The organism is Crinalium epipsammum PCC 9333 (genome assembly GCF_000317495.1).
In the GTDB taxonomy this organism is placed as follows: Bacteria; Cyanobacteriota; Cyanobacteriia; order Cyanobacteriales; family PCC-9333; genus Crinalium; species Crinalium epipsammum.
Genome location: NC_019753.1, coordinates 1,168,470 through 1,194,018 on the forward strand (window position 1 = coordinate 1,168,470; position 25,549 = coordinate 1,194,018).

24 protein-coding genes, 1 pseudogene and 1 CRISPR repeat array (1 of these 26 running past the window's edge) are annotated in these 25,549 nt (G+C 40.1%); of the genes and pseudogenes, 10 read left to right on the forward strand and 15 right to left on the reverse strand.

Going from position 1 to position 25,549, the window contains the following annotated elements; translation table 11 throughout:
• Positions 1–365: direct repeats of the CRISPR family, unit length 37 nt; unit sequence GTTTCCGTCCCCTTGCGGGGAAAAGATAGTATCTGAC (it extends 4 nt beyond the left edge of the window).
• 341 nt (positions 366–706) lie between these two features.
• Entirely contained in the window at positions 707–1,807 is a 1,101-nt protein-coding gene (gene aroB / locus CRI9333_RS05055) for a 3-dehydroquinate synthase (protein WP_015202086.1), read from the reverse strand.
• Positions 1,808–1,900: 93 nt separating this feature from the next.
• Here aroB and petL point away from each other — a divergent pair, with 93 nt between their 5' ends.
• Positions 1,901–1,996 (forward strand): cytochrome b6-f complex subunit PetL, encoded by a 96-nt coding sequence (petL, locus tag CRI9333_RS05060; RefSeq protein WP_015202087.1) that lies wholly within the window; start codon positions 1,901–1,903, stop codon positions 1,994–1,996.
• Between the two features lie 61 nt (positions 1,997–2,057).
• Here petL and CRI9333_RS05065 read toward each other — a convergent pair whose 3' ends face one another.
• Together CRI9333_RS05065 and CRI9333_RS05070 are read right to left on the reverse strand one after the other, a co-directional pair.
• Positions 2,058–2,840 carry an MlaE family lipid ABC transporter permease subunit gene (locus CRI9333_RS05065; protein ID WP_015202088.1) on the reverse strand — a complete coding sequence of 261 codons (783 nt, stop codon included), beginning with the start codon at positions 2,838–2,840 and terminating at the stop codon, positions 2,058–2,060.
• Between the two features lie 133 nt (positions 2,841–2,973).
• Complete coding sequence (locus tag CRI9333_RS05070) at positions 2,974–3,375, reverse strand: hypothetical protein (protein ID WP_015202089.1); 402 nt, start codon at positions 3,373–3,375, stop codon at positions 2,974–2,976.
• 756 nt (positions 3,376–4,131) lie between these two features.
• On the opposite strand from CRI9333_RS05070, the gene CRI9333_RS05075 reads away from it, so the two are divergent.
• Entirely contained in the window at positions 4,132–4,944 is an 813-nt protein-coding gene (locus CRI9333_RS05075; RefSeq protein WP_015202090.1) for a carbon-nitrogen hydrolase family protein, read from the forward strand.
• 50 nt (positions 4,945–4,994) lie between these two features.
• On the opposite strand, the gene CRI9333_RS28065 is transcribed toward CRI9333_RS05075, so the two are convergent.
• The 4 genes from CRI9333_RS28065 to CRI9333_RS05090 all read right to left on the reverse strand — a co-directional run bounded on the left by CRI9333_RS28065 (position 4,995) and on the right by CRI9333_RS05090 (position 7,904).
• On the reverse strand, positions 4,995–5,117 hold the full coding sequence (locus tag CRI9333_RS28065) for a hypothetical protein (protein WP_269667516.1): 123 nt from the start codon (positions 5,115–5,117) through the stop codon (positions 4,995–4,997).
• A gap of 143 nt (positions 5,118–5,260) precedes the next feature.
• Entirely contained in the window at positions 5,261–5,668 is a 408-nt protein-coding gene (locus CRI9333_RS05080) for a lysozyme inhibitor LprI family protein (protein ID WP_015202091.1), read from the reverse strand.
• 235 nt (positions 5,669–5,903) lie between these two features.
• Positions 5,904–7,301 carry a DUF3370 domain-containing protein gene (locus CRI9333_RS05085; RefSeq protein ID WP_015202092.1) on the reverse strand — a complete coding sequence of 466 codons (1,398 nt, stop codon included), beginning with the start codon at positions 7,299–7,301 and terminating at the stop codon, positions 5,904–5,906.
• Positions 7,302–7,904, reverse strand: coding sequence for a hypothetical protein (locus CRI9333_RS05090; protein WP_015202093.1), 603 nt, complete (start codon positions 7,902–7,904; stop codon positions 7,302–7,304). It abuts the gene before it with no gap.
• A 123-nt stretch (positions 7,905–8,027) separates the two neighbouring features.
• On the opposite strand from CRI9333_RS05090, the gene hisH reads away from it, so the two are divergent.
• Positions 8,028–8,657 carry an imidazole glycerol phosphate synthase subunit HisH gene (hisH, locus tag CRI9333_RS05095; protein WP_015202094.1) on the forward strand — a complete coding sequence of 210 codons (630 nt, stop codon included), beginning with the start codon at positions 8,028–8,030 and terminating at the stop codon, positions 8,655–8,657.
• 76 nt (positions 8,658–8,733) lie between these two features.
• Complete coding sequence (rsmD, locus tag CRI9333_RS05100) at positions 8,734–9,300, forward strand: 16S rRNA (guanine(966)-N(2))-methyltransferase RsmD (protein ID WP_041226379.1); 567 nt, start codon at positions 8,734–8,736, stop codon at positions 9,298–9,300.
• Here rsmD and petG read toward each other — a convergent pair.
• Positions 9,261–9,374: a cytochrome b6-f complex subunit V gene (petG, locus tag CRI9333_RS25575; RefSeq protein WP_071881118.1), complete on the reverse strand. Its 114-nt coding sequence runs from the start codon at positions 9,372–9,374 to the stop codon at positions 9,261–9,263. The genes rsmD and petG overlap by 40 nt on opposite strands.
• Before the next feature lie 293 nt (positions 9,375–9,667).
• On the opposite strand from petG, the gene CRI9333_RS05105 reads away from it, so the two are divergent.
• On the forward strand, positions 9,668–10,042 hold the full coding sequence (locus CRI9333_RS05105) for a c-type cytochrome (protein WP_015202096.1): 375 nt from the start codon (positions 9,668–9,670) through the stop codon (positions 10,040–10,042).
• Positions 10,043–10,076: 34 nt separating this feature from the next.
• Here the strand turns inward: CRI9333_RS05105 and CRI9333_RS05110 are convergent, their stop codons facing one another.
• From CRI9333_RS05110 to CRI9333_RS05130, 5 genes are all read right to left on the reverse strand, one after another.
• Positions 10,077–11,855 (reverse strand): ABC transporter ATP-binding protein, encoded by a 1,779-nt coding sequence (locus CRI9333_RS05110; protein WP_015202097.1) that lies wholly within the window; start codon positions 11,853–11,855, stop codon positions 10,077–10,079.
• A gap of 109 nt (positions 11,856–11,964) precedes the next feature.
• Complete coding sequence (locus CRI9333_RS05115) at positions 11,965–13,755, reverse strand: ATP-binding response regulator (RefSeq protein WP_015202098.1); 1,791 nt, start codon at positions 13,753–13,755, stop codon at positions 11,965–11,967.
• Positions 13,756–14,202: 447 nt separating this feature from the next.
• Positions 14,203–14,622, reverse strand: coding sequence for a secondary thiamine-phosphate synthase enzyme YjbQ (locus CRI9333_RS05120; RefSeq protein ID WP_015202099.1), 420 nt, complete (start codon positions 14,620–14,622; stop codon positions 14,203–14,205).
• A 23-nt stretch (positions 14,623–14,645) separates the two neighbouring features.
• A complete protein-coding gene (locus CRI9333_RS05125) occupies positions 14,646–15,728 on the reverse strand; it encodes a hypothetical protein (protein WP_015202100.1) in 1,083 nt (360 codons plus the stop codon).
• 53 nt (positions 15,729–15,781) lie between these two features.
• Positions 15,782–16,993 (reverse strand): aminotransferase class V-fold PLP-dependent enzyme, encoded by a 1,212-nt coding sequence (locus tag CRI9333_RS05130; RefSeq protein ID WP_015202101.1) that lies wholly within the window; start codon positions 16,991–16,993, stop codon positions 15,782–15,784.
• A gap of 299 nt (positions 16,994–17,292) precedes the next feature.
• On the opposite strand from CRI9333_RS05130, the gene ahcY reads away from it, so the two are divergent.
• Positions 17,293–18,570: an adenosylhomocysteinase gene (ahcY, locus tag CRI9333_RS05135; RefSeq protein ID WP_015202102.1), complete on the forward strand. Its 1,278-nt coding sequence runs from the start codon at positions 17,293–17,295 to the stop codon at positions 18,568–18,570.
• A 187-nt stretch (positions 18,571–18,757) separates the two neighbouring features.
• Here the strand turns inward: ahcY and CRI9333_RS05140 are convergent, their stop codons facing one another.
• Entirely contained in the window at positions 18,758–19,801 is a 1,044-nt protein-coding gene (locus CRI9333_RS05140; protein WP_015202103.1) for a CobW family GTP-binding protein, read from the reverse strand.
• A 50-nt stretch (positions 19,802–19,851) separates the two neighbouring features.
• A pseudogene (locus CRI9333_RS05145) lies at positions 19,852–20,100 on the reverse strand (porphobilinogen synthase); the annotation flags it as partial.
• A 98-nt stretch (positions 20,101–20,198) separates the two neighbouring features.
• Here CRI9333_RS05145 and CRI9333_RS05150 point away from each other — a divergent pair.
• The 4 genes from CRI9333_RS05150 (at position 20,199) to CRI9333_RS05165 (ending at position 25,476) form a co-directional block, all read left to right on the forward strand.
• Positions 20,199–21,443: an FAD/NAD(P)-binding protein gene (locus CRI9333_RS05150; protein WP_015202105.1), complete on the forward strand. Its 1,245-nt coding sequence runs from the start codon at positions 20,199–20,201 to the stop codon at positions 21,441–21,443.
• Between the two features lie 209 nt (positions 21,444–21,652).
• Positions 21,653–22,255, forward strand: a complete 603-nt coding sequence (locus CRI9333_RS05155) for a DedA family protein (protein ID WP_015202106.1) — start codon at positions 21,653–21,655, stop codon at positions 22,253–22,255.
• Between the two features lie 54 nt (positions 22,256–22,309).
• Complete coding sequence (locus CRI9333_RS05160) at positions 22,310–24,910, forward strand: pentapeptide repeat-containing protein (protein WP_015202107.1); 2,601 nt, start codon at positions 22,310–22,312, stop codon at positions 24,908–24,910.
• Positions 24,911–25,050: 140 nt separating this feature from the next.
• Positions 25,051–25,476, forward strand: coding sequence for a hypothetical protein (locus tag CRI9333_RS05165; protein ID WP_015202108.1), 426 nt, complete (start codon positions 25,051–25,053; stop codon positions 25,474–25,476).
• Positions 25,477–25,549 lie beyond the last annotated feature (73 nt).

Genomic DNA, 25,549 nt, shown 5'->3' on the forward strand with positions numbered 1-25,549 from the left:
CCGTCCCCTTGCGGGGAAAAGGTAGTATCTGACTCTTAAAGCCCAAACTCAAATATGGTGACGAGTATCCTCTGGATATTAAGAAGTTTCCGTCCCCTTGCGGGGAAAAGATAGTATCTGACGTACTTATCATGGCTCATATCACTTTAATCGTTGCTAATGCGTTTCCGTCCCCTTGCGGGGAAAAGATAGTATCTGACCAGAAGAAATACTCTGCCAAACTCGATGGTCTATGGTTGTTACAAGTGTTTCCGTCCCCTTGCGGGGAAAAGATAGTATCTGACACCTTTAACTATTCCAGTCTTACTCTTCATCCTTCTGAAGTTAGGTTTCCGTCCCCTTGCGGGGAAAAGATAGTATCTGACCCTATGGTTTTGAAACCCTTGCTGTATTTAGTTTTGAAGGTGCGATCGCGCAGGAGTACGGAGAAGGCTGGTCTAAAAAGCTACCCTGTACTTAATTCGCGAAGAAATTAAATTAAAATTGCTTACTACAGACAATATAGCGGAATTTTTCTAAGGAGTCAAACCAAAATTCCCGTAAAATTAAATTCATACTGCTGCTTTCTCCGTCCTGCTCCTTAATACTGCTTGCGACAAAATCGCAGTCAGTGTAACAAATCGTTAGATTGCCTGAAACCGAAGCAGAATCTCAGTTTCAAGCAATTTAATCGCTGATTCAGCCAGTTATATATCTGACAACTGCCTTAAGCTGCTTGCATCTGGTGCAATACCTGACGAATTACATCTGCGGGTACTTCATCAGTAATAGTTACTACTCCAATCTGAGTAGGTAAAATAAATCGCACCTTACCAGCTTTCACCTTTTTATCAGTTTGCAAGACATCTGCGATCGCATCAAGATCTAACCCTGCGGGTAAGCGCGTCGGTAAACCTGCTTTCTTAATCAAAGCATCCTGACGCTGAGTAGATTCTTGATCCCATAACTGAAGATGCACAGCAATCTCACCTGCTGCTACCATCCCAATACCCACCGCTTCTCCATGATTAACTATGCGATAACCAGTCAAACTTTCCACAGCATGACCAATCGTGTGACCATAATTGAGGATGGCACGTAATCCAGCTTCTTTTTCATCCTTACTCACCACATCAGCTTTAGCTTGACAAGATTTATTCAAAATTTCTGTCAATAATCCCTCATTTAGATAGCGCATTTGATCCAAACGCTTACTTTCTTCCATCTGGGAGAATAATCCTGCATCCCAAATCACCCCATATTTAATTACCTCCGCCATCCCAGCACGAAATTCGCGCACAGGTAAGGTTTTTAAAATTTCGGGGTCAATTAAAACTAATCTAGGTTGATAGAATGCGCCGATTAAATTTTTCCCTTGGGGATGATTTACCCCAGTTTTCCCCCCAACGGAAGCATCCACCATTGCTAATAAGGTTGTGGGAACTTGCACAAAATTAATCCCCCGCAACCAAGTAGCAGCAGCAAACCCCGTCATATCACCAATTACGCCACCGCCCAAAGCTACCATTGTGGAAGAGCGTTCTAAACGATGTTCTAAGGCAACATCATAGATTTTTTGGATAGAATTTAGGGTTTTGTAGCGTTCACCCGCAGGGAGAATACAAGTATACACATCAAACCCTGCTGATTTGAGGGATGCGATCGCAATGCCTCCATAATGCTTGAAAACGACTGGGTTAGAAACAACCAAAACTTTCTTACCCAGACTCAAACCGCTACATTGTTCACCTAGCTGATCTAAACTACCAGATGCGATCGCAATATCATAAGATTGCTCCGGTAACTCCACACGAATAACAGATTGCATGACTTCCACCCCATTAACAAGCGCCAGTGGGGTGTATTCTACCCCAGGTAATGTTTTAATTGTTTGCAGGATAGTTGTACTGGAGAAACGTCAATGTCTGGAGTTATTGCTTACTTTTTGATTTTGGGTACTGCATTTGTTACTGCTGTTGGGCTATATTTCGGTTTAAGAGCCGTTAAATTAATCTAAACCCTTGTAGAGACGTTGCATACAACGTCTCTACATTCCCATGAGAGGAAATGTCTACTGATTAGCCTACTTTTTGAAATATCGCCAAACTCAGGAAAAAATCAACTACAAATATAGATACCCAGCAATTCACAACCGTTGATGTTGTGGCGCGGCTAACTCCTTTCGCACCGCCTATAGTTGTCAGCCCCCACCCACAGCCAATTAAGGCTACCATTGCCCCAAATACCAAACTTTTAACTGCAATACTCAACAAATCCCGTAATTCTAAAAAATTCCGTACAGAATTTAAGAACACGCCTGGAGGCATATTGTAAAAATAAACAGCGACACACACACCACCTGCTATACCTGTAACTAAAGCAATAATAGTTAATATTGGTAACATTAAGCAGCAGGCAAAAACACGAGGCATCACCAGATAGTCAATTGGGTTAGTTTTCAGCATATACAGAGCATCAATTTGGTCTGTCACCTGCATTTCACCTATTTCTGCTGCATAAGCAGAACCCACTTGTCCAGCAATAATACTTGCTGTTAAAACTGGAGCTAGTTCACGACAAAAAGCTAGGGCAAATGCTCCTCCTAAAGCATTAATCGCTTGAAATTTGACTAATTCTCGCGCCGTCTGAATCGTAAAAATCATCCCTGCAAAAAAGGCAATTAATAAAACCGAAATTAACGAATCTACGCCAACTGTTGCCATCTGCTCTAAAAGGTCACGTTTCTTGGGCATTTTACCTTTGAGCAAGCGTACTATTACTTGTCCGCCTAGTAAAATCGCCAAGAAAAAACCAATATTCCAGCGCTTGTCAACGCCCTTATCCGGTTGAAATTTGGGCATAGCAGCATTCGTAGCGCAACATTCATATCATGTTGCATTCAAATATTTTAGGTTGGGTTAAGAGCAAAAAAATTAACTTTTATGTGGAATTTGCGATCGCTCAACCCAACCTACTTAAATGGCTAGTGACAGTTTAAAATACAGACGTTACGGGAGATAGCTCGCTTGACTTGAGATTAGGCAAGATAGCTCTTTTAGCTTCGGTATTCAGCAACAGTTGACCATGAGCATTAACGCTAAAATCTTCACCTAACATAAAGTTCTTGCCAATCAACTGTTTACATAGTGTAACAGTAGTAATTTTACGCATTTCGTTTAAAATAGATTGAGGAAGGAAATTTTGCAGCGTCCATAAAAATAAATCTCCATCCAACCACAGCAAACGCTCCAAGCTTACAAGTACTATACCTGCAACCTCTTCTTCAGTTAATTGAGTTCTTAAATAGGCAATGAGTGCGTCCCCAATAGTGGTATTACGCGCCATCATCGCTCTTGCCATTTTACCAATTTCTTGCTCTAAATCTAATCCTGTCATTCTAGGCAATCCCTTTATTTACTACTGACCAAACATTTCCGCCTTCGTAAAGCGACCAGTATTAACCTTTAGGCATATCAGCACACACTCGACGTATTGCGGTGAGGCAATACCGTTTTTGTTTGGCGTAGTCTTTGCCACAGGCTAGAGTGAGTTATCGCGTCATCAAATTGCAGTTCTGCATAGTATACCTAAATTAAAAGCAAATCTTTCTTGAGAGGGAGGTAAAGTTTTAATTTTTTTCTAAAATTTATTTTTCCTCGTTTGCGGTAGCTTTGCCCTAGTACTACACTAAAGCACTTATTAAGAATAATTGTCAATACTGTCACTTAGATGTAAGTAGATTGGTTAGGACTTATCCAAAACATGATGAGGGTATCTGATACGGCGAATCAAAAACCTAACCCCCTAGCCCCCTGCAAGGGAAGGGGGAATTTCAAAGCCCCTCCCCTTGCAGGAGAGGGGTTTGGGGAGAGGTCAAAAATTTAATTCGCCAACAGTATCCGTATCTTGGTCACTAAGATTTATTAGAAAATTTTCTTGGTAAAAAATGATCCAAGTAATTGCATTGACTAATAAGAAAAATATATAATTTAAAACTCAACTATTGGTTGGGCTTAAGCACTCTCTTGAGTAAGTGTTAATACTGCCTACTCAAGTAAGCCTTTGGAAGGATCAACAGCTAACTTAAGTTAACTCAGATACTTTTCACGGAAAGATATATTGTAATCAAGGGTTCCGCACACAGCACTAATTATGAAATCCTATCTTGCTGCCGCTATTCAAATGACCAGTCAGCCTGACCTAGAGAAAAATTTGGTTCAGGCAGAAGAATTAATTGACCTTGCCGTGCGTCAGGGTGCGGAGTTGGTAGGTCTTCCAGAAAACTTTCCGTTTTTAGGACTAGAGGAAGATAAAATTGCACAAGCTGAAGCGATCGCACAAGCAAGTGAAAAATTCCTCAAAACAATGGCTCAACGCTATCAAGTTACTATCTTGGGTGGCGGTTTTCCAGTACCAGTAGGCGACGGCAAAGTTTACAATACTGCCTTACTGATCGATCACAACGGCAAAGAACTTGCACGTTACGAAAAGGTACATTTATTTGATGTCAACGTACCCGACGGTAACACCTATCGAGAATCTAATACTGTAATGGCTGGTTTGAAGCTACCGCCAGTTTATCACTCGCAAACGCTAGGTACAGTAGGGTTATCTGTTTGCTATGATGTCCGCTTCCCTGAACTTTATCGGCATCTAGCACATCAAGGCGCTGACATTATGTTTGTGCCTGCGGCATTTACGGCTTATACAGGTAAAGATCACTGGCAAGTTTTACTGCAAGCTAGGGCTATTGAGAATACTTGCTATGTAATAGCGCCTGCACAAACAGGGAGACACTATGCGACGCGCCAAACTCACGGTCATGCGATGATTATTGATCCTTGGGGGACAATTTTAGCTGATGCTGGCGATCAACCAGGAATTGCGATCGCAGAAATTAATCCTACCCGTTTAGAACAAGTACGTCGCCAAATGCCTTCTTTGCAACATCGGGTTTTTGTTTGAACTTATCCCCAATTTCCAGGAGAGAATTTGACAGATTTGGAATCTTAGTTTTATTGAAGAGGTTTAGTCTGCCCGTATGATGAGCTTGGCTTGTTAGGCTTACATCTAGTACCAGCGCCACCACGTTGATCAGGTCTTCCAATCTTAGAGGGTGGAAAATCTTGGTTAGCCATAACAGTAATTAGCTCTCAACAACGTTCAATACTTCTACGGAGTTGCAATTAGTTATTTCGGAAATAGAACCTATTTTCAGCCAGTTTAATAACTGGCTGAATAAACAATCTCATTGCTTGAGTAAGTTGGCTAAAAAGTAATATTATCTTCCAGAAATATATTGCCGTAAATCATTCGTGCGCTCTTGGGTGATACGTTGCAAGCATTCATTTAAAAATACTCCATAGCCTGTACCGTTTCTTGAAGAATAAGTTTCAAAATCGCAAGTTGTATCGCGATATTTTATCCAGGCTAATTGAGATTCAACTAGACGCTGTTTTTCTGTTCCTGTTAGTTTAGATTTTAGTTGTTGATAAACTTGATTAAGTTTTTTGTCTACTGCTTCATAAGCTATACCAGCGCAGTATTTTTCTTCTACAGTACTACGAGGATTATTACAGTTAATACGTTGAGCAATTATTTCAGGCGGTGCCGCTAAGATTAGTGATGCTGGTACTGATAAGAATCCAGTGGCTAATAAGATGGTTGTTGCAATTGATTTTTTGAACATGATTAAAAAGAAATAAATTGCATAATTCCGCAGTTAGGGCTAGGAATAAAGAGTAGCAATATCATTACTAACAGCTTTAGAAATTACTACCCAAATGCGGGTGGTTCTCGCGGTTTACAAGAACAAATTATTTGATCTGGTTCGTGGAACTTGAACCCTTGATTTGTGCAAGTCGAGCAAGTTCCCTTAACAGGAATTCCGATTCCTAGTTATAGCAGCGATCCGCAGTCAATTGTTAATTGTTAATTGTTTTAACAGTTAATACCTGCGGTGGACTGGCATCAGGAGGATAAAGAAAGTCAACTTGCACCAATTTGCGATCGCCTGCTGATAGATCCAATTTAACTAATGGTTCACCCTGTTGACCCCGTTTTTGTACTAAATGTACATAACGCTTAGAAAGCAAACCCCGATTATCTCGATAGCTTACCTGCACAGTACCGCGAAAGAAAGTTTGGGATGCAGGAGGTTGTAAGAAAACCAGTCCATCTTTTAATTTGTCTTGCTTCAAAGGTGTCTGGATAGCTAAAGTTACAGTTTGAGACTTACTTGTATTGTTAGCTAAAGGTAAACTTAAGCTGTACTGAATGCCATAATTACCATGAGCAAGGTAAGCAGTATCAGGGTAACGCGCTAGTATGGGGGCGCTTTGAATTTGATTAGTTCCCAAACTTCCGCGCGGAATAGTACTCAGAGCATAAGAAAAAGCTTGACCAGGTTGAGGAATGGTGAGAACCTTGCTTTTAGAATTATCCGTTAGTTGTGCTTGCCACTGAGAACCCAAAGCTACACCTGCAACCCGCCCATAAATCATTGAACCAGTTGTTTGTTGTGGAGGCGTAGGAGCGCGATCGCGTGGGGAAGCTAAATCACCATTATCTAGTAATCCCTGCCATTCCTGCAAATTTGGCGCTCTTTCACTGCCGTCAGGATTTTGACGTGCATACATTCCTAAACTAGCAATATACACTGAGCGATCGCTACGCAACCTAATTAATGCAGAACGACCATTTAACGGCGGTGTCAGCGTCTTTACAGGTATTGGATGATTCATCAATAGCTGACTTGTACCAGGCGGAATAATTAATTTACTAGGAATATCAGCTTGCCTTTTTCCCCGTAAAACATCATCCATTACCCTGCTACCAGGTCCCGAATATACTGTTCCTAAAGGATTTTCTACATAAGAAGGTAACTCTATAAATGGCGCATCTGGTTGACTGAGATAACTTGCTGCCTGTAATACATCCACCGTTACGGGCTTCGAGTTAGGATTATGCAAGATGACTCCCAGATACAACGTCCGCAAATCATCTGGGGATGTAGCTTTAGCAATGTGATGGGCAAATATATCAAATCTTCCCGTTACTGGAAAATTTAGATGAGCAGTTGGCACACTTTTACCAACAGCAGGAAACGTAGATAGTAAAATGCCTTCTTTTTGAACTAATTCTGGACTATTGCTATTAAATACGAGTACATTATCTAGTTTCCCTGGTAATGCACGTACTTCACCTGGTTGAACTACCTCTTGTTGTACTGGTGCAGGTGTCGGCATTGGCGTTGTTTGAGCAAGAGGGAAAATCAGAAATAATGGCAGGAGAGAATAAAGTCTTTTTTTAGGCAAGAACATTTAAGGGGACTGGTGATTGGGGACTGGGGACTGGCGATTGGTCATTGTTAATTGATAATTGTTAATTGTAAAAAGTGCCAGCTTTTGTAAAATTAATCTAAAATCGTCCACAATTACAGGCAGATTATCGGGTGTTAAGATGGGAACATGAACAAATACACAACTCCTCTTATCTTTATTAAGACTTTTTGAAGCAGTTTGTTGAGTCTGTAACTCCTTCAAAACTGAGTAGTACAACCCCTCACAAACAAATTTTCCAGCATCATTGCTAATTACTGTATCAGTTAAATCACTAAGTAAATTTTCTAAATCAACTGTTGTTTTAAGGGTATTTGCTTGCAAAGTTGCCTGTGATTCAATGGTTAGTTTTTGATTTTTCTCTGCCATGCCACAACAGATAATTACATCTGGTTGCAGTTTATTTACCTTAGCAATTACCCGTGAACTTGCTTCTTCAATATTAACAGGTAACTGTCTCAAAAAATAAAGTGAGTAGGGCAAATCATCTATTTTAGTCAATTCTTCTAACAAATCATCAGAAGAATTCGATGTATGATGAGGTAGCCAAATTTCAAATGATGTTAACAGTATTTTAGTATTCATATATTAATTTTAATAATTATATTTTACAAGGAAATTAGGCATTTTAAGGGAAAGAATGTAAAATAACAATAGTGGGTTTTTACCCTGTAAAAGTAGAATAATACTGAGCAAAGGCGCAGATAAATGTCAGTAATCGCAGTTGTAGACTACGGCATGGGCAATCTCCACTCTGTTTGTAAAGGGTTAGAGAAAGCTGGAACAACCCCGAAAGTAACCAATTCTGCCAAGGAAATAGCACAGGCGGATGCGGTGGTGTTACCAGGAGTGGGTTCATTTGATCCAGCAGTAAAACAACTGCGATCGCATGATTTAGTAGAACCGATCAAAGATGCGATCGCATCTGGTAAACCATTTTTAGGCATTTGTCTGGGGCTGCAAATTCTCTTTGATAGCAGTGAGGAAGGCATTGAACCAGGATTAGGAATTATTGCGGGTACTGTGCGAAAGTTTAAATCAGAGCCAGATTTAACCATTCCCCACATGGGTTGGAATCAACTTCAGATTACTCAGCAAACGTCTGTGTGGGATCAGTTATCAGACCAACCTTGGGTTTATTTTGTTCACTCATACTACGTCGATCCGAGCGATCGCGCTGTGACAGCAGCAAATGTTACACACGGAAGTCAAACTGTAACAGCAGCCATCCGCCGTGACAATTTAACGGCTGTGCAGTTTCACCCAGAAAAATCTTCTACCACTGGCTTACAAATATTATCTAATTTCGTCCAGCAAACCTTAACAATTAACAATTAACAATTACCAATTAACAGTAATGTTTGATCTGGTAGTTGATCACTCCTCTCTCCTCCCTCCTCCCCCCTCCCCTCTCATGAGTCTGAGAATTTACGGAAATCGTCAACTTAAAACTTTACCAGGACTAGAGACTCGACCAACTCCAGGCAGAGTGCGGGAGGCTATTTTTAATATTTGGCAAGGGAAAATTGATGGCTGTCGCTGGCTGGATTTATGTACTGGTAGCGGTTCAATGGGTGCAGAAGCTTTATGCCGTGGCGCTAGTTTGGTAGTTGGTATTGAACAATCAAAAAGCGCCTGTAGCATTATTCAGGAGAATTGGCAAAAAGTAGCCCGTGAGGAGCAAAAATTTCAAGTATTGCGGGGGGATGTAGTGCAGCGATTAAAAACCCTTGCGGGTCAAGAATTTGACCATATCTACTTTGATCCCCCTTACGCAAGCAACTTGTATCAACCAGTATTGGAAGCGATCGCAGGATATCAACTTCTCGCTTCCACTGGTGAATTAGCAGTAGAACACAGCCCCAATAAATGGCAGGTTGAACCTGTTCCCCATCTAGAAATTGACCGCGAAAAAGTTTACGGCAATACGGCTGTAACCTTCTATATACCCAGTTTATTACCGCGCTTATACTGCATATAAGCTGCGACAAACAAGCCAGCAAGGGTGATGAAACTTAAGCCTAGCACCATACCTGAAAGCAGAGGTTCTACCACGTCAGTACTCCTTAGTTAACTGTTAAGGTTTTTTACTTATTTCTCATCCTACAGATTACAACATTGTCACAGAGATACCGCCAAAAGACTGATTAACCTAATTTTTGGTATAAAACATCACCGATCACCCAGACAAGGCTTGCCTCATTTGTCTATAAAACTTAAGCTAAGTATATTAATTGAAATGTTTAGCTAGACATTTGCACACATATCGCAATCTTCAGTAACTTGATCGCTGTTGGTGTGTACCTTGCAAAGATAAAAACGTTGTAAATCTTTATATTAGTAGACCTTTGGATAACCAGCTACCCAAACCAGAAACCCTCATGCAGCGCATCAGCTTGATCGTGCTGGTGGTTCTGCTGGCAATCCTGACAAGCGTTTTGGGCGTTCACCTGCTTCGCGTTCCAGATCCTTATATCAACGGTGTGTTGTCTCTTAGTGGCGATCCAGTACTAGGACACGCCATCTTTCAAATGAATTGCGCTGGATGTCACGGATTGCAAGCTCAAGGTCGAGTGGGACCAAGTTTAGATCATATCTCTAAGCGCAAGTCTCGCGTTCATCTGATTGAGCAAGTAATCAGTGGCAAAACTCCTCCGATGCCACAGTTTCAGCCTAGTCTCCAGGAAATGGCAGATTTACTCAGTTATTTGGAAAAATTGTAAGAATTAAGGGCTTCAGATGTCTTGAAATATGCTTTCACTGTTGAAATTGTTGGGCATAAAATCTGGCATAACGACCTGCTTGATCTAATAGTTCCTCGTGGGTTCCTGATTCTACAATTTGACCTTTTTCTAATACTAAAATTCTGTCAGCACGACGCACTGTGGCAAGCCTATGGGCAATAATAAACACAGTGCGGTCTTGCATAATGCGCTCTAGTGCTTCTTGCACTAATGCTTCTGATTCTGAATCTAAAGCTGATGTAGCTTCATCAAGAATTAAAATTCTCGGATTAAGTAATACAGCACGCGCGATCGCAATTCGCTGTTTTTGTCCCCCAGATAAATTTACACCTCTTTCTCCTACCCAGGTATAATATCCCTGTGTAAGTTGAGTAATAAATTGATCAGCGTTAGCAATCTTCGCTGCTGCTTGTACTGCTTCGATATCAAACTCACTTTGACCAAAAGCAATATTTTGAGCAATAGTTCCAGAAAATAATATAGTTTCTTGGGGAACTATCCCAATTTGTCTTCTTAGACTGCGGATTGTGACATCCTTGATATTAATGCCATCAATTAAAATTTCCCCTGATTGAGGATCGTAAAAGCGTGGTAATAAATTTACTAAGGTAGTTTTACCAGCACCAGACGCGCCTACTAAAGCAATCATTTCTCCTGGCATAGCTAACAAATTTAATTTTTGCAGCACAGGTAGATCAGATGTGGGATGATTATCTATATCTTCACTTAAAATGTTGGCATTTGCTCTGGAAGAGTAAGCAAAGGTAACGTTGCAGAATTCTACTTTAGCTCTAACTTGCGGAAGTGCGATCGCATCAGTTTTTTCTACTACAGTTGGCTGAATTGCCAATAGTTCAAATATTCGATCTACAGATGCTTCACCTTGTTTAAATTCGTTATAGTTACTCGTTACTAACCCAATTGGATCAATTAATAATGCAACTGCTGCACCATAACTAACAAAACCGCTACCTGTTAAGTTACCTTGAGAAATTTGCCAGCCACCCATTAAAAATAACAACAGCACACTCATGGCTTCTAAAAAGCCAACAACCGGAAATTGAATTGCTTTGAGTCGTTCAGCGTTATACTTTGCTTGGCGGTTACGTTCTGCTTCTTGGCTAAACTGCGCTAAAGCGTAATCTTCAGCAGCAAAAGCTTGTACTAAGCGAATACCACTAAATAACTCAGTTAGCAATGATGCTAAATCAGAAACAAGATTTTGGCTGCGGCGAGAAAACTTGCGTAATTGTTCCCCAAACCAACCAATTAATATAGCCATTAATGGCGCAATTATAAAAGCGGCTAATGTTAACTGCCAGTTAACATAAACCATGTAGCCTAAGACTACAATTAACTGCAAAACACTAGGAATAAATTGATGAAATACTTTGTTGACTACTTCACCAATGCGATCAATATCTTCAGTGAGGCGGTAAGATAAATCACCAGTTTTAGCAGCTTCAAAATAGCCTAAACTTAATTTTTGCAAGTGTGCATAAACACTTTTCCGCAGATCGAGTGCGATCGCTAAAGCAGCTTTTGCCATTAAAGCATCTTGACCAAACTGCACAGTGCCACGCAAAATAAAAACTACCGCAGCAACTCCGGCAATTTGAGTGATCGCATTCACATCTCCCTGCCCAATATAACCCGCAACTCGACCCGCCAACCACGCGATGATTGGCCAAAACACCGTAAATCCTAAAGTACAAGCTAATGCTTGAGCAATTGTTCGCCTCTGTGGGCGAAGATAAGGCAGCAATTGCCAATAACTAGAGCGTTGTTTCAAGTTGCAGCATCCAGAACAATTAACAATTAACCGTTAACAGCGACCAATGACCAATGACCAATGACCGATGACCATTTTAACTTGAATTACGCCCATCTTCTTAAGTGATTTACCCTAACAATCTTGTTTGAACTTCATTGTTTTGTTCATTACTCGACTTCTTATTTAAGAAATCATTTAGATAACTTATCGTTTGTCGCGTTTGTAACTGAGGGGCAGACGGTATCGTAACTGTAAACGTTGTGCCAACTCCCACCTGACTATTTACAGTTATTACACCACCCTGCAAGTCCACACATTTTTTCACAATTGCTAGTCCCAGCCCTGTACCAGCAATTCCGCCAACATTACTTCCTCTATAAAAAGAATTAAATAGTTGTACTTGCTCTGCTTGTGGAATACCAATACCTTGATCTTTGATTGTAAAAATAGCTAAATTATTTTCACAAACTAAATCAAAATTTATCTTTCCGCCTTTAGGTGAGTATTTAATGGCATTTGACAACAAATTATTTAAAATTTGATATAGAATCTTTTCATCCATGAATACATTAGTATCATCACTTTGAGCAACAAAAGACATTAAATATTGAGAGCCAGAATTCAATCGCATTTCTTCTACTAGCTCTTGACAAAATTGCTTGACATCAAAACATATAGGTTTAAGCTCTAATTTTCCTGCTTCTGCTTTCCCAAATACTAGAACATCCTCTAAAAGTTGGGTCATATTCTTAATAGCTGATTGAATTCGCTGGAAATGTTGACTTTTTTTCTCCTCAGAAAGTTTATGACTAAAATGTTCCAGTAATTCTGTAGAAGATAATATAGTACTCATCGGAGTGCGGAATTCATGGGAAGTCATGGTGACAAAGCGCGATTTTAGTGCGCTGAGTTCTTTTTCTTTCTCTAGCAATTGGCGCAGTTTTCCTTCGTTATCTTGAATTGTTTTTAAATAGTTGGCTTGGGCTAGGGCAATACTTACTTGTAATGCCAATTCTTTAAGTAGTTCTATATTGACGCTTGACCAATGCCTTGAAGCAGTACAATGATGAGCAATCAACAGACCCCAAAAATCATTACCTTGTAGAATTGGCACAACCAAATGTGCCTTGACATCAAATTGGTGCAAAAATTCTGTATAACAGGGATTTAAGTTTGCTTGATCAATATCCGCGATCGCATACACCCGCCCTTGACGATATAGTTCTAGATAAGATGATTGAAAGCAAGGGTCAGTAATTTCTCTTCCGGTAATAATAAATACATCATCTACTACTGCCTCAGAAACTACTTCACCTGAACCATCAGACCAAACGCGATAGAATACCACTCTGTCACAACCAAGAAATTCCCGCACTCCAGTTACAGTAGTGTGCAGGATTTCCTCTAGATTCAACGACTGCCTAATCCCCTCAGTAATCTTCCTAATCAGTCGTTCTCGTTCACTCTGCTGACGTAATTCCTGCATCGCCTTACCAGCATTCAACAGGCAACGCACCCTTTGACGTAGCAATCCCCAATGTAGAGGTTTAGTAATATAGTCACTAGCACCTGCTGCAAACGCCATATCTACCGATTCTTCATCTTCCAGACTGGTAATCATCAATATTGGCGTATATTCACACTCTGGAAATGAACGCAAAATCTTACAGCAAGTAAAACCATCCATTCCTGGCATTAGGGCATCTAGTAGGATAAGATCGGGCATTAGGCTACGGTAAAGAGCTAGACCCTCCTCCGCACTACTAGCTTCTGTAACCTGATATCCTACCTGTTCGAGAGCTTTACGCAATTGCTTACGCATCATTTTCTCGTCATCTATCACCAAGACCAAAGTAGACTGTGGACTTGGATTATTATCGTTTGTAAGAATGTTGAGGCTATCAATATGTTGGTTCACAGGTTTTTATCAAATTAGCGCGATTTATATAAATAATTTTGTTCGACATCATGCTAAAGGAATTTTAATATCTGTCTTGAGCATGAAATCTGAACAAGCAACTACAAAACTTATTTAAAATTTACTACTCACTTTCATCAATGTAATTTTTATTAATTTTTGAGTTTTAAGATAATTGATCCCATCATACTAGAATATAAGCTGATTTTGCCTGCCTAATTTATCTGTTAACTAATCAAATACAATAACTACGGTATAGTGAGGAATTTACCTCTCACCAAGGTTTATGTATCAATTTATTTCTTAAGTATTTATACTTATACGTTCTTATACGTTTTTTAATAATCTGCTCAGGAGGTCAACCTAATTAAACTTAAAATCCCCTCCCAACCCACTGAGAGTTAACAGCGAGATTGCATCCTTTGAAAGTAATGTTTTGAAGTAGAATTATTGACCACTAATATGAACGACAAGTTCACGTATATGACCACGCTGGCGATGTTCCCAAAGATAAATTCCCTGCCATGTGCCTAATAGTAATCTACCATTAGCTATAGGAATTTGCTCAGAGGTATGCGTCAAAACTGTGCGAATATGAGCAGGCATATCATCAGCACCTTCAGCATCATGGATGTAGCTTTTACCATCTTCTGGTACGAGTTTAGCTAAGAAGTTTTCTAAATCTGTGAGTACATCTGGATCAGCATTTTCTTGAATTATTAAACTGGCTGAGGTATGGCGTAAAAATACAGTACAAAGTCCTGTAGTAATACCAGAATCGCTAACTATGGATTGAATTTTTGAAGTAATTTTGGATAAAGATTTACCCGTAGTTTGTATTTTAAGAAATTGTTGATATTGATTCATAAGATTATAAAAATGTTGATTAATTAATTGTGTTTCAAATAGTTGATTACAGCACGAGCGATCGCTTCTGTTCCATCTTTCGGTAATTGCTGAGATGTAAGCGGCTGTTGGACAGATTCATATAAAAACTCCCAACTACTTTGGAAAAATTCAGCAGGTGTCAAAATTTGATGTTGAGCATGATTTTGAATACCTTCTAAAAGTAAATGTGATTCAGCAAAATCTTCGCGAGTAATAGAAACAATTGGAATATTTAAGCACATAGCTTCCGAAAATGTGGTATAACCAGGCTTAGAAACTACTCGTCCACAGATGGGCATAACATCTACTGGGCGGTATTGATGATCAGTAATTCTAACTAAATTTGGTAAATCTGGCGCTTGACGATCAAAAGTAATAAATTGCCAATCAGGAAATAGTTGCAAGTTGTGATAAGGAATTGCTTCTAGCCCTAGTCCTCCAAATGTTAGTAAAATAGTTTGTTCTAAGGCAGTATTGATACCAAATTGAGTTTTGAGAAATTCTGGGCTATGGCGAGGGGAACTACCAGTTAGCCCTACGTCTATAATATTTGAAAAATCGTTCATTGGTTCGTGTAGTGGTAAACGAAATAAGCGATCGCACTTCGTATAACACTCACTACTCCAATCAGCAATTTCGTTAAATTCTCCCCCCCAATCTCGATAAATAAAGTCCCACCCAAAGTTACTCATCATCCAACCAGGAACACCAGCAGTGTTAGCAATTACGGCTGCTAATGGTGGAATATCGGCAAGTACTAAACCGACACGATTTTGACGAATAAAGTTAACTTCGCCAGCGATAATTGAGCGTTGTTGAGTATGAATCTCCCGCATTTTTTCGAGGGTTGCTTGTTTATCCATCTTTAAGCTGTCTGACTGGATTACTCCTACATCAAAAGCGCGGGGGCGATGGATAAAATCACCTGGTATATAAGAATCTAGCAGCCAACGTGGTGCTGTTGTTACCAAGATTAGTAAAATTTCTGGACATAATCTTTGGATTTCTGCTGCTACTGATGCTGCACGCACAGCATGACCGAAACCGTGACTGGTGATGGCAATATAGATACTTGGTCTAGGCATTAAGAGAGGGAGGGGGGAGGAGGGAGGAGGGAGGGGGAGGAGTAAATTTATAGCTAATTGCTAATTTTTTGAGAGCAATACTGCTGAATTGCTACAACGAGTTGGTCAATTTCTGAGGGTAATGTTAAGTAGTGAACGCTGGCGCGAACACAATCTGGATCACGAATTTGTCGGATCAGGATTTTTTGTGATTCTAAAAACTGTACTAATTTAGCGTGGGATTTATCTTGAATTTGAAAAGAAACAAGACCTGATTCTGGTGGTGACGTTTTTAAACAGTTAACTTCAGGAAGTTGGGTTAATTTTTGCCAAAGGTACTTACTCAAGTCAAGAATTTGTTGATAACGTTCTTGATTTGTCCCCCATTGTTGATGAGTAGCGATCGCACTTCGTAATCCAGCATATAACGGTACTGCTGATGTTGCTACCTCAAACCTGCGTCCGTCTTGTTGCCAACCTGCGGGAAAACCAGATTGATTCATAATAATGCTACGCCAACCAATGAAAGTAGGGTTAAGCGATGCCTGATTTTCACTATCAGGTTTAACATAAAGACCACCGACACCTTCTGATCCACACCACCACTTATGACCAGTAAAGGCATAAAAGTCAATACCTAACTGACTTAAATTTAAAGGTAGTACGCCAACAGATTGAGCAGCGTCTACTAAAATTTTTGCAGGTTTACTATTGTTGTAATAGTTGCGTACTGAAGCAGCAATTTCAGCAAGTGGCAATACTTGTCCAGTATTCCAGAGAATATGGCTTAACACTACAAGTCGAGTATTAGATCTAAGATGCTTCGTTACTGCTGCTACAGGATCACCTTGATTTAAAGTATCCATCAATTCAAAAGTAGATACTTCTATCCCAAAGCGTCGTTGAATTTCTTGCAAAGTTGCAATCACGCCTGGATGTTCGCAATCAGAGAGTAATACATGATCGCCAGCTTGCCAGTCCATACCCCAAAGAGGAATGTTGCACCCAACAGTAACATTTTCAGTAATTGTAATCGTATCAGGAGAAACACCGAGTTCTGATGCGATCGCCTCCCGTGTTTTTTTAACCTCCTGTGTAACCCAACGATTTACCTCTAAACCAAATGGTCCTATACTCTGAATATAATCATAAGTCTGGTGGATAGCCTCTAATGCTGCTTGAGGCAGGGGTCCTTGCCCTCCGTAATTGAAATAAGCCTTATTAGCTAAAGCTGGAAACTGCTGCCGATGAGATAGCAGCGATTGCGCCGAAGAAACATTTATCATAATTATTAATTTAACAACAGACGACCATCAAAAGCTTATATGAAAAATAATTATCCTTAAAAAATTATCTGCGTTTATCTGCGTTCATCTGCTTCCATCTGCGGTCAAAAACATCTTAAATTTACTTTTTGGATAAAATCTAAAAAGAGTTTACCCTTGAGATTGTAGCCAAGAGAGTGTCAATCAACCAGTACTAAAGCTTAGACTGGTGAAATAATCGGTAAGTCTTAAGCGTCAACGCTTCGGACAAATCACGATTCTTGTGCTACAAAGTTCTAGAGACCCAGAAAAAAAAATTCATGACCGCAACCACCACTAAGCAAAAGCACGAAGTAAAAGATTTATCCCTTGCACCTATAGGTAAACAACGGATTGAATGGGCAGGACGAGAAATGCCCGTATTAAAACAAATACGCGATCGCTTTGAAAAAGAAAAGCCATTTGCGGGTATTCGCTTAATTGCCTGTTGCCACGTTACTACAGAAACAGCACATTTAGCGATCGCCCTCAAAGCAGGTGGCGCAGATGCCATCTTAATTGCCAGCAACCCCCTTTCCACCCAAGATGACGTTGCTGCTTGCTTAGTCGCTGACTACGGCATTCCCGTATTTGCCATCAAAGGTGAAGACAACGACACTTATCACCGTCACGTTCAAACAGCACTCGACCACCGCCCTAACATTATTATTGATGACGGTAGTGATGTAGTTGCTACCTTAATTCAAGAACGTCAACACCAAATTGCTGATTTAATCGGTACAACCGAAGAAACCACCACAGGTATTGTCCGCCTACGTGCTATGCACAGAGACGGCGTATTAACATTTCCCGCCGTTAACGTCAACGACGCGGACACCAAGCATTTCTTTGATAACCGCTACGGTACAGGTCAATCTACCCTCGATGGCGTAATCCGTGCTACCAACGTACTACTAGCAGGTAAAACCGTAGTTGTAGCAGGTTACGGTTGGTGCGGTAAAGGTACAGCAATGCGGGCGCGGGGACTTGGCGCTAACATAATTGTTACCGAAATTGACCCCACCAAAGCCATTGAAGCAGTTATGGACGGCTTCCGCGTTATGCCAATGGCAGAAGCAGCACCTCTAGGTGACTTGTTTATTACCGTTACAGGTAACAAGCACGTCATTCGCGGCGAACACTTCGACGTGATGAAAGACGGTGCAATGGTTTGTAACTCCGGTCACTTTGATATTGAAATTGACCTGAAAGCACTAGCTGGAAAAGCAACCGAAGTTAAGCAAGTACGCAACTTCACCCAAGAATACCGTTTGCCAAGTGGTAAATCTGTTGTTGTACTAGGTGAAGGCAGACTGATTAACCTAGCAGCAGCAGAAGGACATCCTAGTGCAGTTATGGATATGAGTTTTGCTAACCAAGCTTTAGCTTGCGAATATCTCGTTACCAATAAAGGTAAACTTGAACCAGGATTACATTCTATTCCTGTTGATGTTGACAAAGAAATTGCTCGTTTGAAGTTGCAAGCAATGGGAATTAGTCTTGATAGCTTGACACCAGATCAAATTGAGTACACTAACTCTTGGACTGCTGGTACTTAATTCCAAGTGAAATGCTTGTAAGTAATTAGTAAGTAAAAAGGGGTGAGGAGTAATCATAAAACTTCTCGCCCTTTCCTTTGATATTCAACAATCAAGGACAAATATGAAGCTAACATCTGCGTTTATCTGCTCATATCTGCGATAAAAAAAGAACTAATACAAATCCTGAAAAGGTTGTAGCTATCTATCAGGCAATGCAGTCTTTTAACTGCTGCCGAAGCACATTGGCATTTAAGTTGCGCCCAATAAATACAAGTTGGTTTTTAGGGGGAGTGCGCCATTCTTCCCCTTGTAAGTCAAAGCGGGGACCACTGAGTTGAAAGATGTGGCGTAAGTCGCTTTCAGTGAACCAAAGAATTCCTTTTGCTCTAAAAACGTTTTTGGGTAAATGTTCTTGCAAGAACATTTCAAACTTTTTCAGATCAAAGGGGCGATCGCTTTCAAAGGAAATTGACACAAATCCATCATTATCCAGATGTGCGGAATGGTGATGGTGATGTTCATGGGGATGATGGGTGCAATCGTCGTGATGATGATGGTGGTGGTGATGATCTTGCTCAGTTTGCTGAATTTCTGACTGAATTAAATCTGCATATTCGCTTGGATTGTTATAGTCTACGTCCAAAATTAGCGGCAGTGGTACTTGACCATGTTGACCATGAATAATTCTAGCTCCTACTTTTACAGTGCCAATGTAGTCTTCCAATTCTTTTACTTTTTTGGAAGAAGCTAAATCAGTTTTATTCAAAATCGTGATATCCCCATAGGCAATTTGCTTGAGTGCCGCTTCGCTATCGAAATGATCTGGGGTAAAGGTTTCGGCATCAACAACAGTAATAATCGAATCTAGCCGAGTTAATTCACGCAGTTCGGTTCCCACAAATGTCAAGATAATGGGCAATGGGTCAGCAACACCAGTAGTTTCAATCACCATATAATCTATGCGATCGCTGCGTTCTAGAACTCGACAAACGGCATCAACTAGCCCATCATTAATCGTGCAACAAATACAGCCATTACTGAGTTCTACCATGTCTTCATCCATCGACATTAACAATTGACTGTCGATGTTAATGTCGCCAAACTCATTAACTAAAACTGCAACTTTCAAATTATGATTATTATTCAAAATATGATTGAGCAGAGTTGTTTTACCACTGCCTAAAAAACCAGTGATGATGGTGACAGGCATTCCCCGTTTGGGAATCATATGGTGTGAGTGACTCTTCATCGTTGTTCTGTTTAATGCGACAGATAATATTCAAGTAGGCAAGGGCAGGTTTCTAGGGTATAGCGATAGCAACCAGGCATGGAAGGCACTTCTTCTCGTTGCCCTTCTCCTTCTCCTTCCATGACAAACAGGGGATATATCAGATCCTCTACCCGTAACACATTCTCCCGTACCATCCGACGCAGTGTTTCCGTCCGCCGCAATCGACGGGGACGATGAATAATTGGCTGCGGTGAAGGACTGGATGACACTACTTGGGCAGTTAGATTTTCCAGCGTGGAAGATTCAGGTGCTGACATCCGTTATTATGATAATGATTATCATTCGCTTATTTTATAGCACAGCTTTCTAAACTAAACCAAATAAGAGCGATAATCATTTTCACAAAATAGGATTTATGTTCAATTCTGTATTGCCTTTACCAGAGTTTATTGACCTTGCGATTGTGGGAGCAGGTCCTCATGCCCTAGCACTGGTAGCCCACTTACTGCAAAAGAAAAAGTCGATGCGCGGACGTTTCCTGGTTTTCGACCCTAGTGGTACTTGGATGAGTCAATGGAATCATCAGTTTGCGGCATTAGAGATTCCTCATCTCAGGTCGCCTGCGGTACACCAACCCGACCCCGATCCTCATGCGCTTCGTACCTTTGGTGCATCCCGCCCTAACGAATTATTCCCACCCTACGATTTGCCAGGGACTCGGCTGTTTCAAGATTTTTGTCAGGAAGTAATTCGTCGCTCTGCGTTACAGAGTTGTGTGTATCCGGCTCAAGTTGTGCGGATTGAACCCCTAAAGAATTATCGTCGTCCGCGATTTTGTCTGGAATTATCTAATGGTCAAATTCTTGTTGCCCGTAGAGTTGTTATAGCTAACGGCGGTGGAAGACCTCATTTCCCAGATTGGGTCGGGAAAATTCCTAAGAATTACCCCCCTGAACGATTGCTGCATTCTCATACTATTGACTTACGAAACTTGAAACTTCAAGGTGAGCGAGTTCTGATTATTGGAGGTGGGTTAACCAGTGGACATCTAGCAGTTGGTGCGATTTCTAGAGGCGCACAGGTTTTACTCATGTCACGACGAACTGTATATGGGAAGCTATTTGATGCTGATCCAGGTTGGCTTGGTCCTAAATACCTCAAAGGTTTCTCAGCAGAACCTGATTGGTATGTGCGCTCTGCGATGATTCAGCAAGCACGTAATGGTGGCTCGATGACTCCAGCGATGCTGACTCAACTACGGCGTAATGAACGCGATGGGCGTGTTGTATTTTATGAGCAGTGTCAGGTGTCTCAAGCTAAATGGAATGGCAATAGCTGGCAGGTTTATTGTGATAATCCAGCTATACATGAGTGCATTCACCATCAGAACATAGATCGCATTTGGTTAGCGACCGGAAGCCAAATAGATGCGACCAACCATCCCTTGCTTAAAGATGTTTTAGATACATATCCCACCGAAATTGTCAATGGATTACCTGTTTTGGATGAATACCTGCGCTTTTCTGGTTGTGAGCTATTTGTTATGGGTGGTTTAGCAGCATTGCGGGTGGGACCAACTGCACGAAATTTATCCGGTGCAAGGATGGCGAGCGATCGTATCGTCCCGGCGCTAACAAAATCCAGTATTTCACGGGTATAAGTTTGGCGGTAAAAAAACTAAATTTGTATTTTTGCTTATATCTCTACTAATCACAACAACCACAGGACTTACGCAAAGCCTCTACCTGTAGGGTGCGCGTAACGCACCCTACCCACTATATGTGGAGTAACTGCGTCAGTCCTGAACCAGTCACTAGCCCCAAAAACCTGATACAGTTAAGCGAAACTTTATCTTAAACAAACTTAGCAATGAGCGAGTGGATCACTAATACCATTACTTCTTTAGGCTATTTAGGAATTGGACTATTAATGTTCTTGGAAAATCTTTTTCCGCCAATTCCTTCAGAATTAATCATGCCATTAGCAGGATTCACAGTAGCTAAAGGCAGGATGGAGTTAGCACCTGTAATTTTAGCGGGAGTAATTGGCACAATATTAGGGGCGTTGCCTTGGTATTATGTAGGCAAGCTGGTAGGCGAGGATAACTTAAAACGGTTAGCTGACAAGTATGGTAAATGGATTTCAGTATCCAGCCGAGATATAGAAAAGGCGGATAACTGGTTTGACAAACATGGTCAAAAAGCTGTTTTATTTTGTAGGCTTGTCCCAGGAGTTCGTACTTTGATATCGCTACCAGCAGGGATTAGCGGTATGCCTTTAGTACCTTTTTTAATCTACTCAACTATAGGTACTGCATTATGGGTAAGTTTCTTAACATTGGCTGGCTATGCCTTGGGTGACAACTACGAGATTGTAGAGGAGTATCTTGGTCCTGTTTCTAAAATAGTGTTTGTGCTTCTAATAGTTGCTTTTGTTGTTTGGGTAGTTAATAAGAGAAAGAAAAAGCACTAAAAAACAAACGAGAATATTTAAAACTGCCTGATTAAGCGGTTAGAAAACACTTAAATGAGTATTAGTGGTGAAGAACAAAACCGCAAGTTTATTACCACTGAACCATTAGGGAAAAGTGGACAAAAGGGTGAGGGGAAAGTTTGGGAGGCTGTTAAGATAGCTTTTGCAGATAGGAACTGTCTTTGCTATTGGCGCTATCCCATCTTTTCTCAAGTCGGAAATATTCGTAAAGAACCAGATATTTTAATTGCTGATTTTGATTTGGGCTTAATTGTAATTGAAGTTAAATCAGTTACGATTGAGCAGATAGTTAATATTAATGGTCATCGCTGGGAATTTAACAATTTTTATACGAAATTTAGTAATCCTTACGAGCAAGCAGAAAATCAATTATTTGCGTTATTGGGGTATTGCGATCGCGAACCACTTCTCCGCCGTAAAATAACAGGACGTACATTAGTATCTTTACCTTTAATTGCCATAGAAGAATGGCAACAAAAAGGTTTTGACAAACTTCCTAGCTGTCCACCAATTATATTTAAAAACCATCTACATTTATCCAAAACAAACACGCATAATCATCCCCTCATCCAGCATATTCACAAAACAACTCCAGTTATTAAAGGTAAAAAATTAAATGATGAACAATGGAAATTATTACTAGCAGTATTAGGTGGAACTCCACTTTTTCGTAAATCTATCAATAAAGTTTCAGCAGTTAATGAAATTCCTACAGATATAATACCAGCAGAAGGAACACGCGGATGGGTATTATCTCAGATACGCCAGCAATTATCAGAACTTGATTTACACCAAGAAACAATTGCTAAACAAATTCCCCCAGGGTTACAACGTATTCGAGGTATTGCAGGATCGGGAAAAACAGTATTACTCTGTCAAAAAGCCGCGCAAATGCACCTAAAATATCCAGAGTGGGATATTGCTTTAGTATTTTTTAGCCGTAGTCTTTACGAACCAATAATTAAAGAAGTAAATAAATGGTTGCGTCGGTTTAGTAGTGGAGAAGTACAGTTAAACTTCTCCCCTGTTGATGGAAAACTTCAATCTTCTAAATTAAAAGTATTACACGCTTGGGGTGCGAAAAATCAGCCTGGACTTTATAGCACTATTTGTGAAGCTGCTCAAGTAAAACCCCTCACAGCTTACCAAACAAAAAGCAAACAACCTCACGAAAGTTTGGCAGAAGTATGTTGTTTACTATTTGAAGATGCAATCATTCCCCAAATATTTGATTCTATTTTAATTGATGAAGGACAAGATTTAATTGTTGATTATGAGTTAAAATTTCAAGATAAGCAGCCTTTTTACTGGATGGCTTATCAAGCATTAAAATTTGTTGACCCACAATATCCAGAACAAAGGCGCTTAATTTGGGCTTATGATGAATCCCAAAGTTTATCAAGTTTAAATATTCCTACAGCAAGCGAATTATTTGGAGATGAGTTAGGTCATTTAGTAACAGGGCAATATTCAGATGGCATCAAAAAAAGTGAGATTATTTACCGATGCTACCGCACACCTAGCCAAATTGTAACAGTCGCTCATGCTTTGAGTATGGGTTTGCTACGTCCAGGGGGAATGCTATCAGGAATTACTCGAACTGAAGATTGGAAAGCTATCGGTTATGAAGTTATCGGGCGATTTACTCGTGGTCAAAAAATCACACTGCAACGTATTAATGAAGATTTTCCAAATTTGATATCTAAATTATGGAAAAAGCCTTTACTAGAGTTTGAAGTTTATAGTTCACGGCAAGCAGAATTTAGTGCTTTAGCAGATAAAATTTTAGATAATCTTAAACAAGATGCTCTCAAACCAAATGAAGATATTTTAGTAGTAGTTTTAGGTGATTTTTTCGACGCGGTAAGATTAGAAAATCATGTTGCTAGTTTTTTAATGCAACAAGGGATTAATATATTTATTCCTGGCGCTACTGAATGTAATATATTGAAACCAGAGCCAGAAAAACGCGATCGCAATAAGTTTTGGTGTAATGGTGGCGTAACAGTATCTCGTATCCACCGCGCCAAAGGACACGAAGCTGATATGGTTTATGTAGTAGGTTGCGATCGCATTGCTCAAGATGAAAGTAATATTACCCTGCGTAATCAACTATTTGTAGCCTTAACTAGAACAAGAGGTTGGGCAAATCTCAGTGGAATTGGTAAATATCCTTTTTATGAAGAAATTAGACGAGTAATTGCTAGTGGCGATACGTTTAATTTTACTTTTAATCATCGCCCCAAGCGAGAAATTAGCGTAACCGATGCAGGGGAACTACTCAAGCGATATGCAGCAGGGGACAGAAATTTTCAAGGCGCAGATTTGCGGGGTATTCAATTAGCTGGCGCAGATTTAAGTAATGCTAATTTGATTAATACTCAGTTGTGTAATGCAGATTTAAGTAATGCTAAATTAGATGGAGTAAAGTTGGCGATCGCCGATTTAACTAATGCTAATTTAACTAACGCAAGTTTGCGAAAAGCTAAGTTAATCGGTGCGATTTTGCGGGATGCAGATTTAAGTAATGCAGATTTAAGTTTTGCTGACTTAAGTGATGCCGATTTACATAATACTAATTTTGTAGGTGCAAATTTAAATTCTACAGATCTAAGTGGTACTTCAGAAGCATAGGAATTACACACTAAGCAGCATATATAGAGGCAATGTATAAGTCGTGTAACAATGATTAATTAACCAGATAATGTATACCAATTTTATTTGGTAAAAAAGTCTCCGTAAAATTGCAACTATGTTTAGGATAGCTAATTGATATGCCAGAGAGAAACGAATTAAGAGAAGCTCAAGAAGCTTTGCAGAAAGAGCTTGGTCTTTGTGCAGACCGATTTACTCACGAGTGCAAGCTTAATCAGCGTTGGGATCTTGGGCTTACGGCTGCTGCTATTGTCTTTACATTACTGACAGCAGTTACAGGCACATTAGAGGATGGTAGCCTACTTCCTGGTAAGTATCAGAAAATACTGACAGGAGTTTTTGGGGCGATTTCAGTCGCTATTCAATCAGCAGTCACTAAGTTTCCTGTACAAGAAAGAGCTAGATCGTACCGTAGGCTACGAAATGAAATGTATATTTTGCAACAAGACTTACAAGGGTTGGATGAAGCTAAAGCTGGTGAAGATCTAAAAACAATACGAAGTCAATACACCAAAATGTTAAGAGATGAGGTAGAAATGCCTTAGATTATGCTTATTCGTTAATCCGTAATACAGCACAACAACCCTAGTGCATCAATTTTTTGAGAAGATCGTAAAT

What these genes read in the sequence shown, in the direction of transcription:
- CRI9333_RS05065 (WP_015202088.1), bottom strand. Translation starts at nt 2,840, where the DNA reads ATGCCCAAATTTCAACCGGATAAGGGCGTTGACAAGCGCTGGAATATT.
- CRI9333_RS05155 (WP_015202106.1), top strand. Translation starts at nt 21,653, where the DNA reads ATGAGCGAGTGGATCACTAATACCATTACTTCTTTAGGCTATTTAGGA.
- CRI9333_RS05160 (WP_015202107.1), top strand. Translation starts at nt 22,310, where the DNA reads ATGAGTATTAGTGGTGAAGAACAAAACCGCAAGTTTATTACCACTGAA.
- aroB (WP_015202086.1), bottom strand. Translation starts at nt 1,807, where the DNA reads ATGCAATCTGTTATTCGTGTGGAGTTACCGGAGCAATCTTATGATATT.
- CRI9333_RS05090 (WP_015202093.1), bottom strand. Translation starts at nt 7,904, where the DNA reads ATGAATACTAAAATACTGTTAACATCATTTGAAATTTGGCTACCTCAT.
- CRI9333_RS05075 (WP_015202090.1), top strand. Translation starts at nt 4,132, where the DNA reads ATGAAATCCTATCTTGCTGCCGCTATTCAAATGACCAGTCAGCCTGAC.
- CRI9333_RS05080 (WP_015202091.1), bottom strand. Translation starts at nt 5,668, where the DNA reads ATGTTCAAAAAATCAATTGCAACAACCATCTTATTAGCCACTGGATTC.
- rsmD (WP_041226379.1), top strand. Translation starts at nt 8,734, where the DNA reads ATGAGTCTGAGAATTTACGGAAATCGTCAACTTAAAACTTTACCAGGA.
- CRI9333_RS05085 (WP_015202092.1), bottom strand. Translation starts at nt 7,301, where the DNA reads ATGTTCTTGCCTAAAAAAAGACTTTATTCTCTCCTGCCATTATTTCTG.
- petL (WP_015202087.1), top strand. Translation starts at nt 1,901, where the DNA reads ATGTCTGGAGTTATTGCTTACTTTTTGATTTTGGGTACTGCATTTGTT.
- CRI9333_RS28065 (WP_269667516.1), bottom strand. Translation starts at nt 5,117, where the DNA reads ATGGCTAACCAAGATTTTCCACCCTCTAAGATTGGAAGACCTGATCAA.
- CRI9333_RS05140 (WP_015202103.1), bottom strand. Translation starts at nt 19,801, where the DNA reads ATGAAGAGTCACTCACACCATATGATTCCCAAACGGGGAATGCCTGTC.
- CRI9333_RS05130 (WP_015202101.1), bottom strand. Translation starts at nt 16,993, where the DNA reads ATGATAAATGTTTCTTCGGCGCAATCGCTGCTATCTCATCGGCAGCAG.
- CRI9333_RS05125 (WP_015202100.1), bottom strand. Translation starts at nt 15,728, where the DNA reads ATGCCTAGACCAAGTATCTATATTGCCATCACCAGTCACGGTTTCGGT.
- ahcY (WP_015202102.1), top strand. Translation starts at nt 17,293, where the DNA reads ATGACCGCAACCACCACTAAGCAAAAGCACGAAGTAAAAGATTTATCC.
- CRI9333_RS05120 (WP_015202099.1), bottom strand. Translation starts at nt 14,622, where the DNA reads ATGAATCAATATCAACAATTTCTTAAAATACAAACTACGGGTAAATCT.
- CRI9333_RS05165 (WP_015202108.1), top strand. Translation starts at nt 25,051, where the DNA reads ATGCCAGAGAGAAACGAATTAAGAGAAGCTCAAGAAGCTTTGCAGAAA.
- CRI9333_RS05070 (WP_015202089.1), bottom strand. Translation starts at nt 3,375, where the DNA reads ATGACAGGATTAGATTTAGAGCAAGAAATTGGTAAAATGGCAAGAGCG.
- CRI9333_RS05150 (WP_015202105.1), top strand. Translation starts at nt 20,199, where the DNA reads ATGTTCAATTCTGTATTGCCTTTACCAGAGTTTATTGACCTTGCGATT.
- hisH (WP_015202094.1), top strand. Translation starts at nt 8,028, where the DNA reads ATGTCAGTAATCGCAGTTGTAGACTACGGCATGGGCAATCTCCACTCT.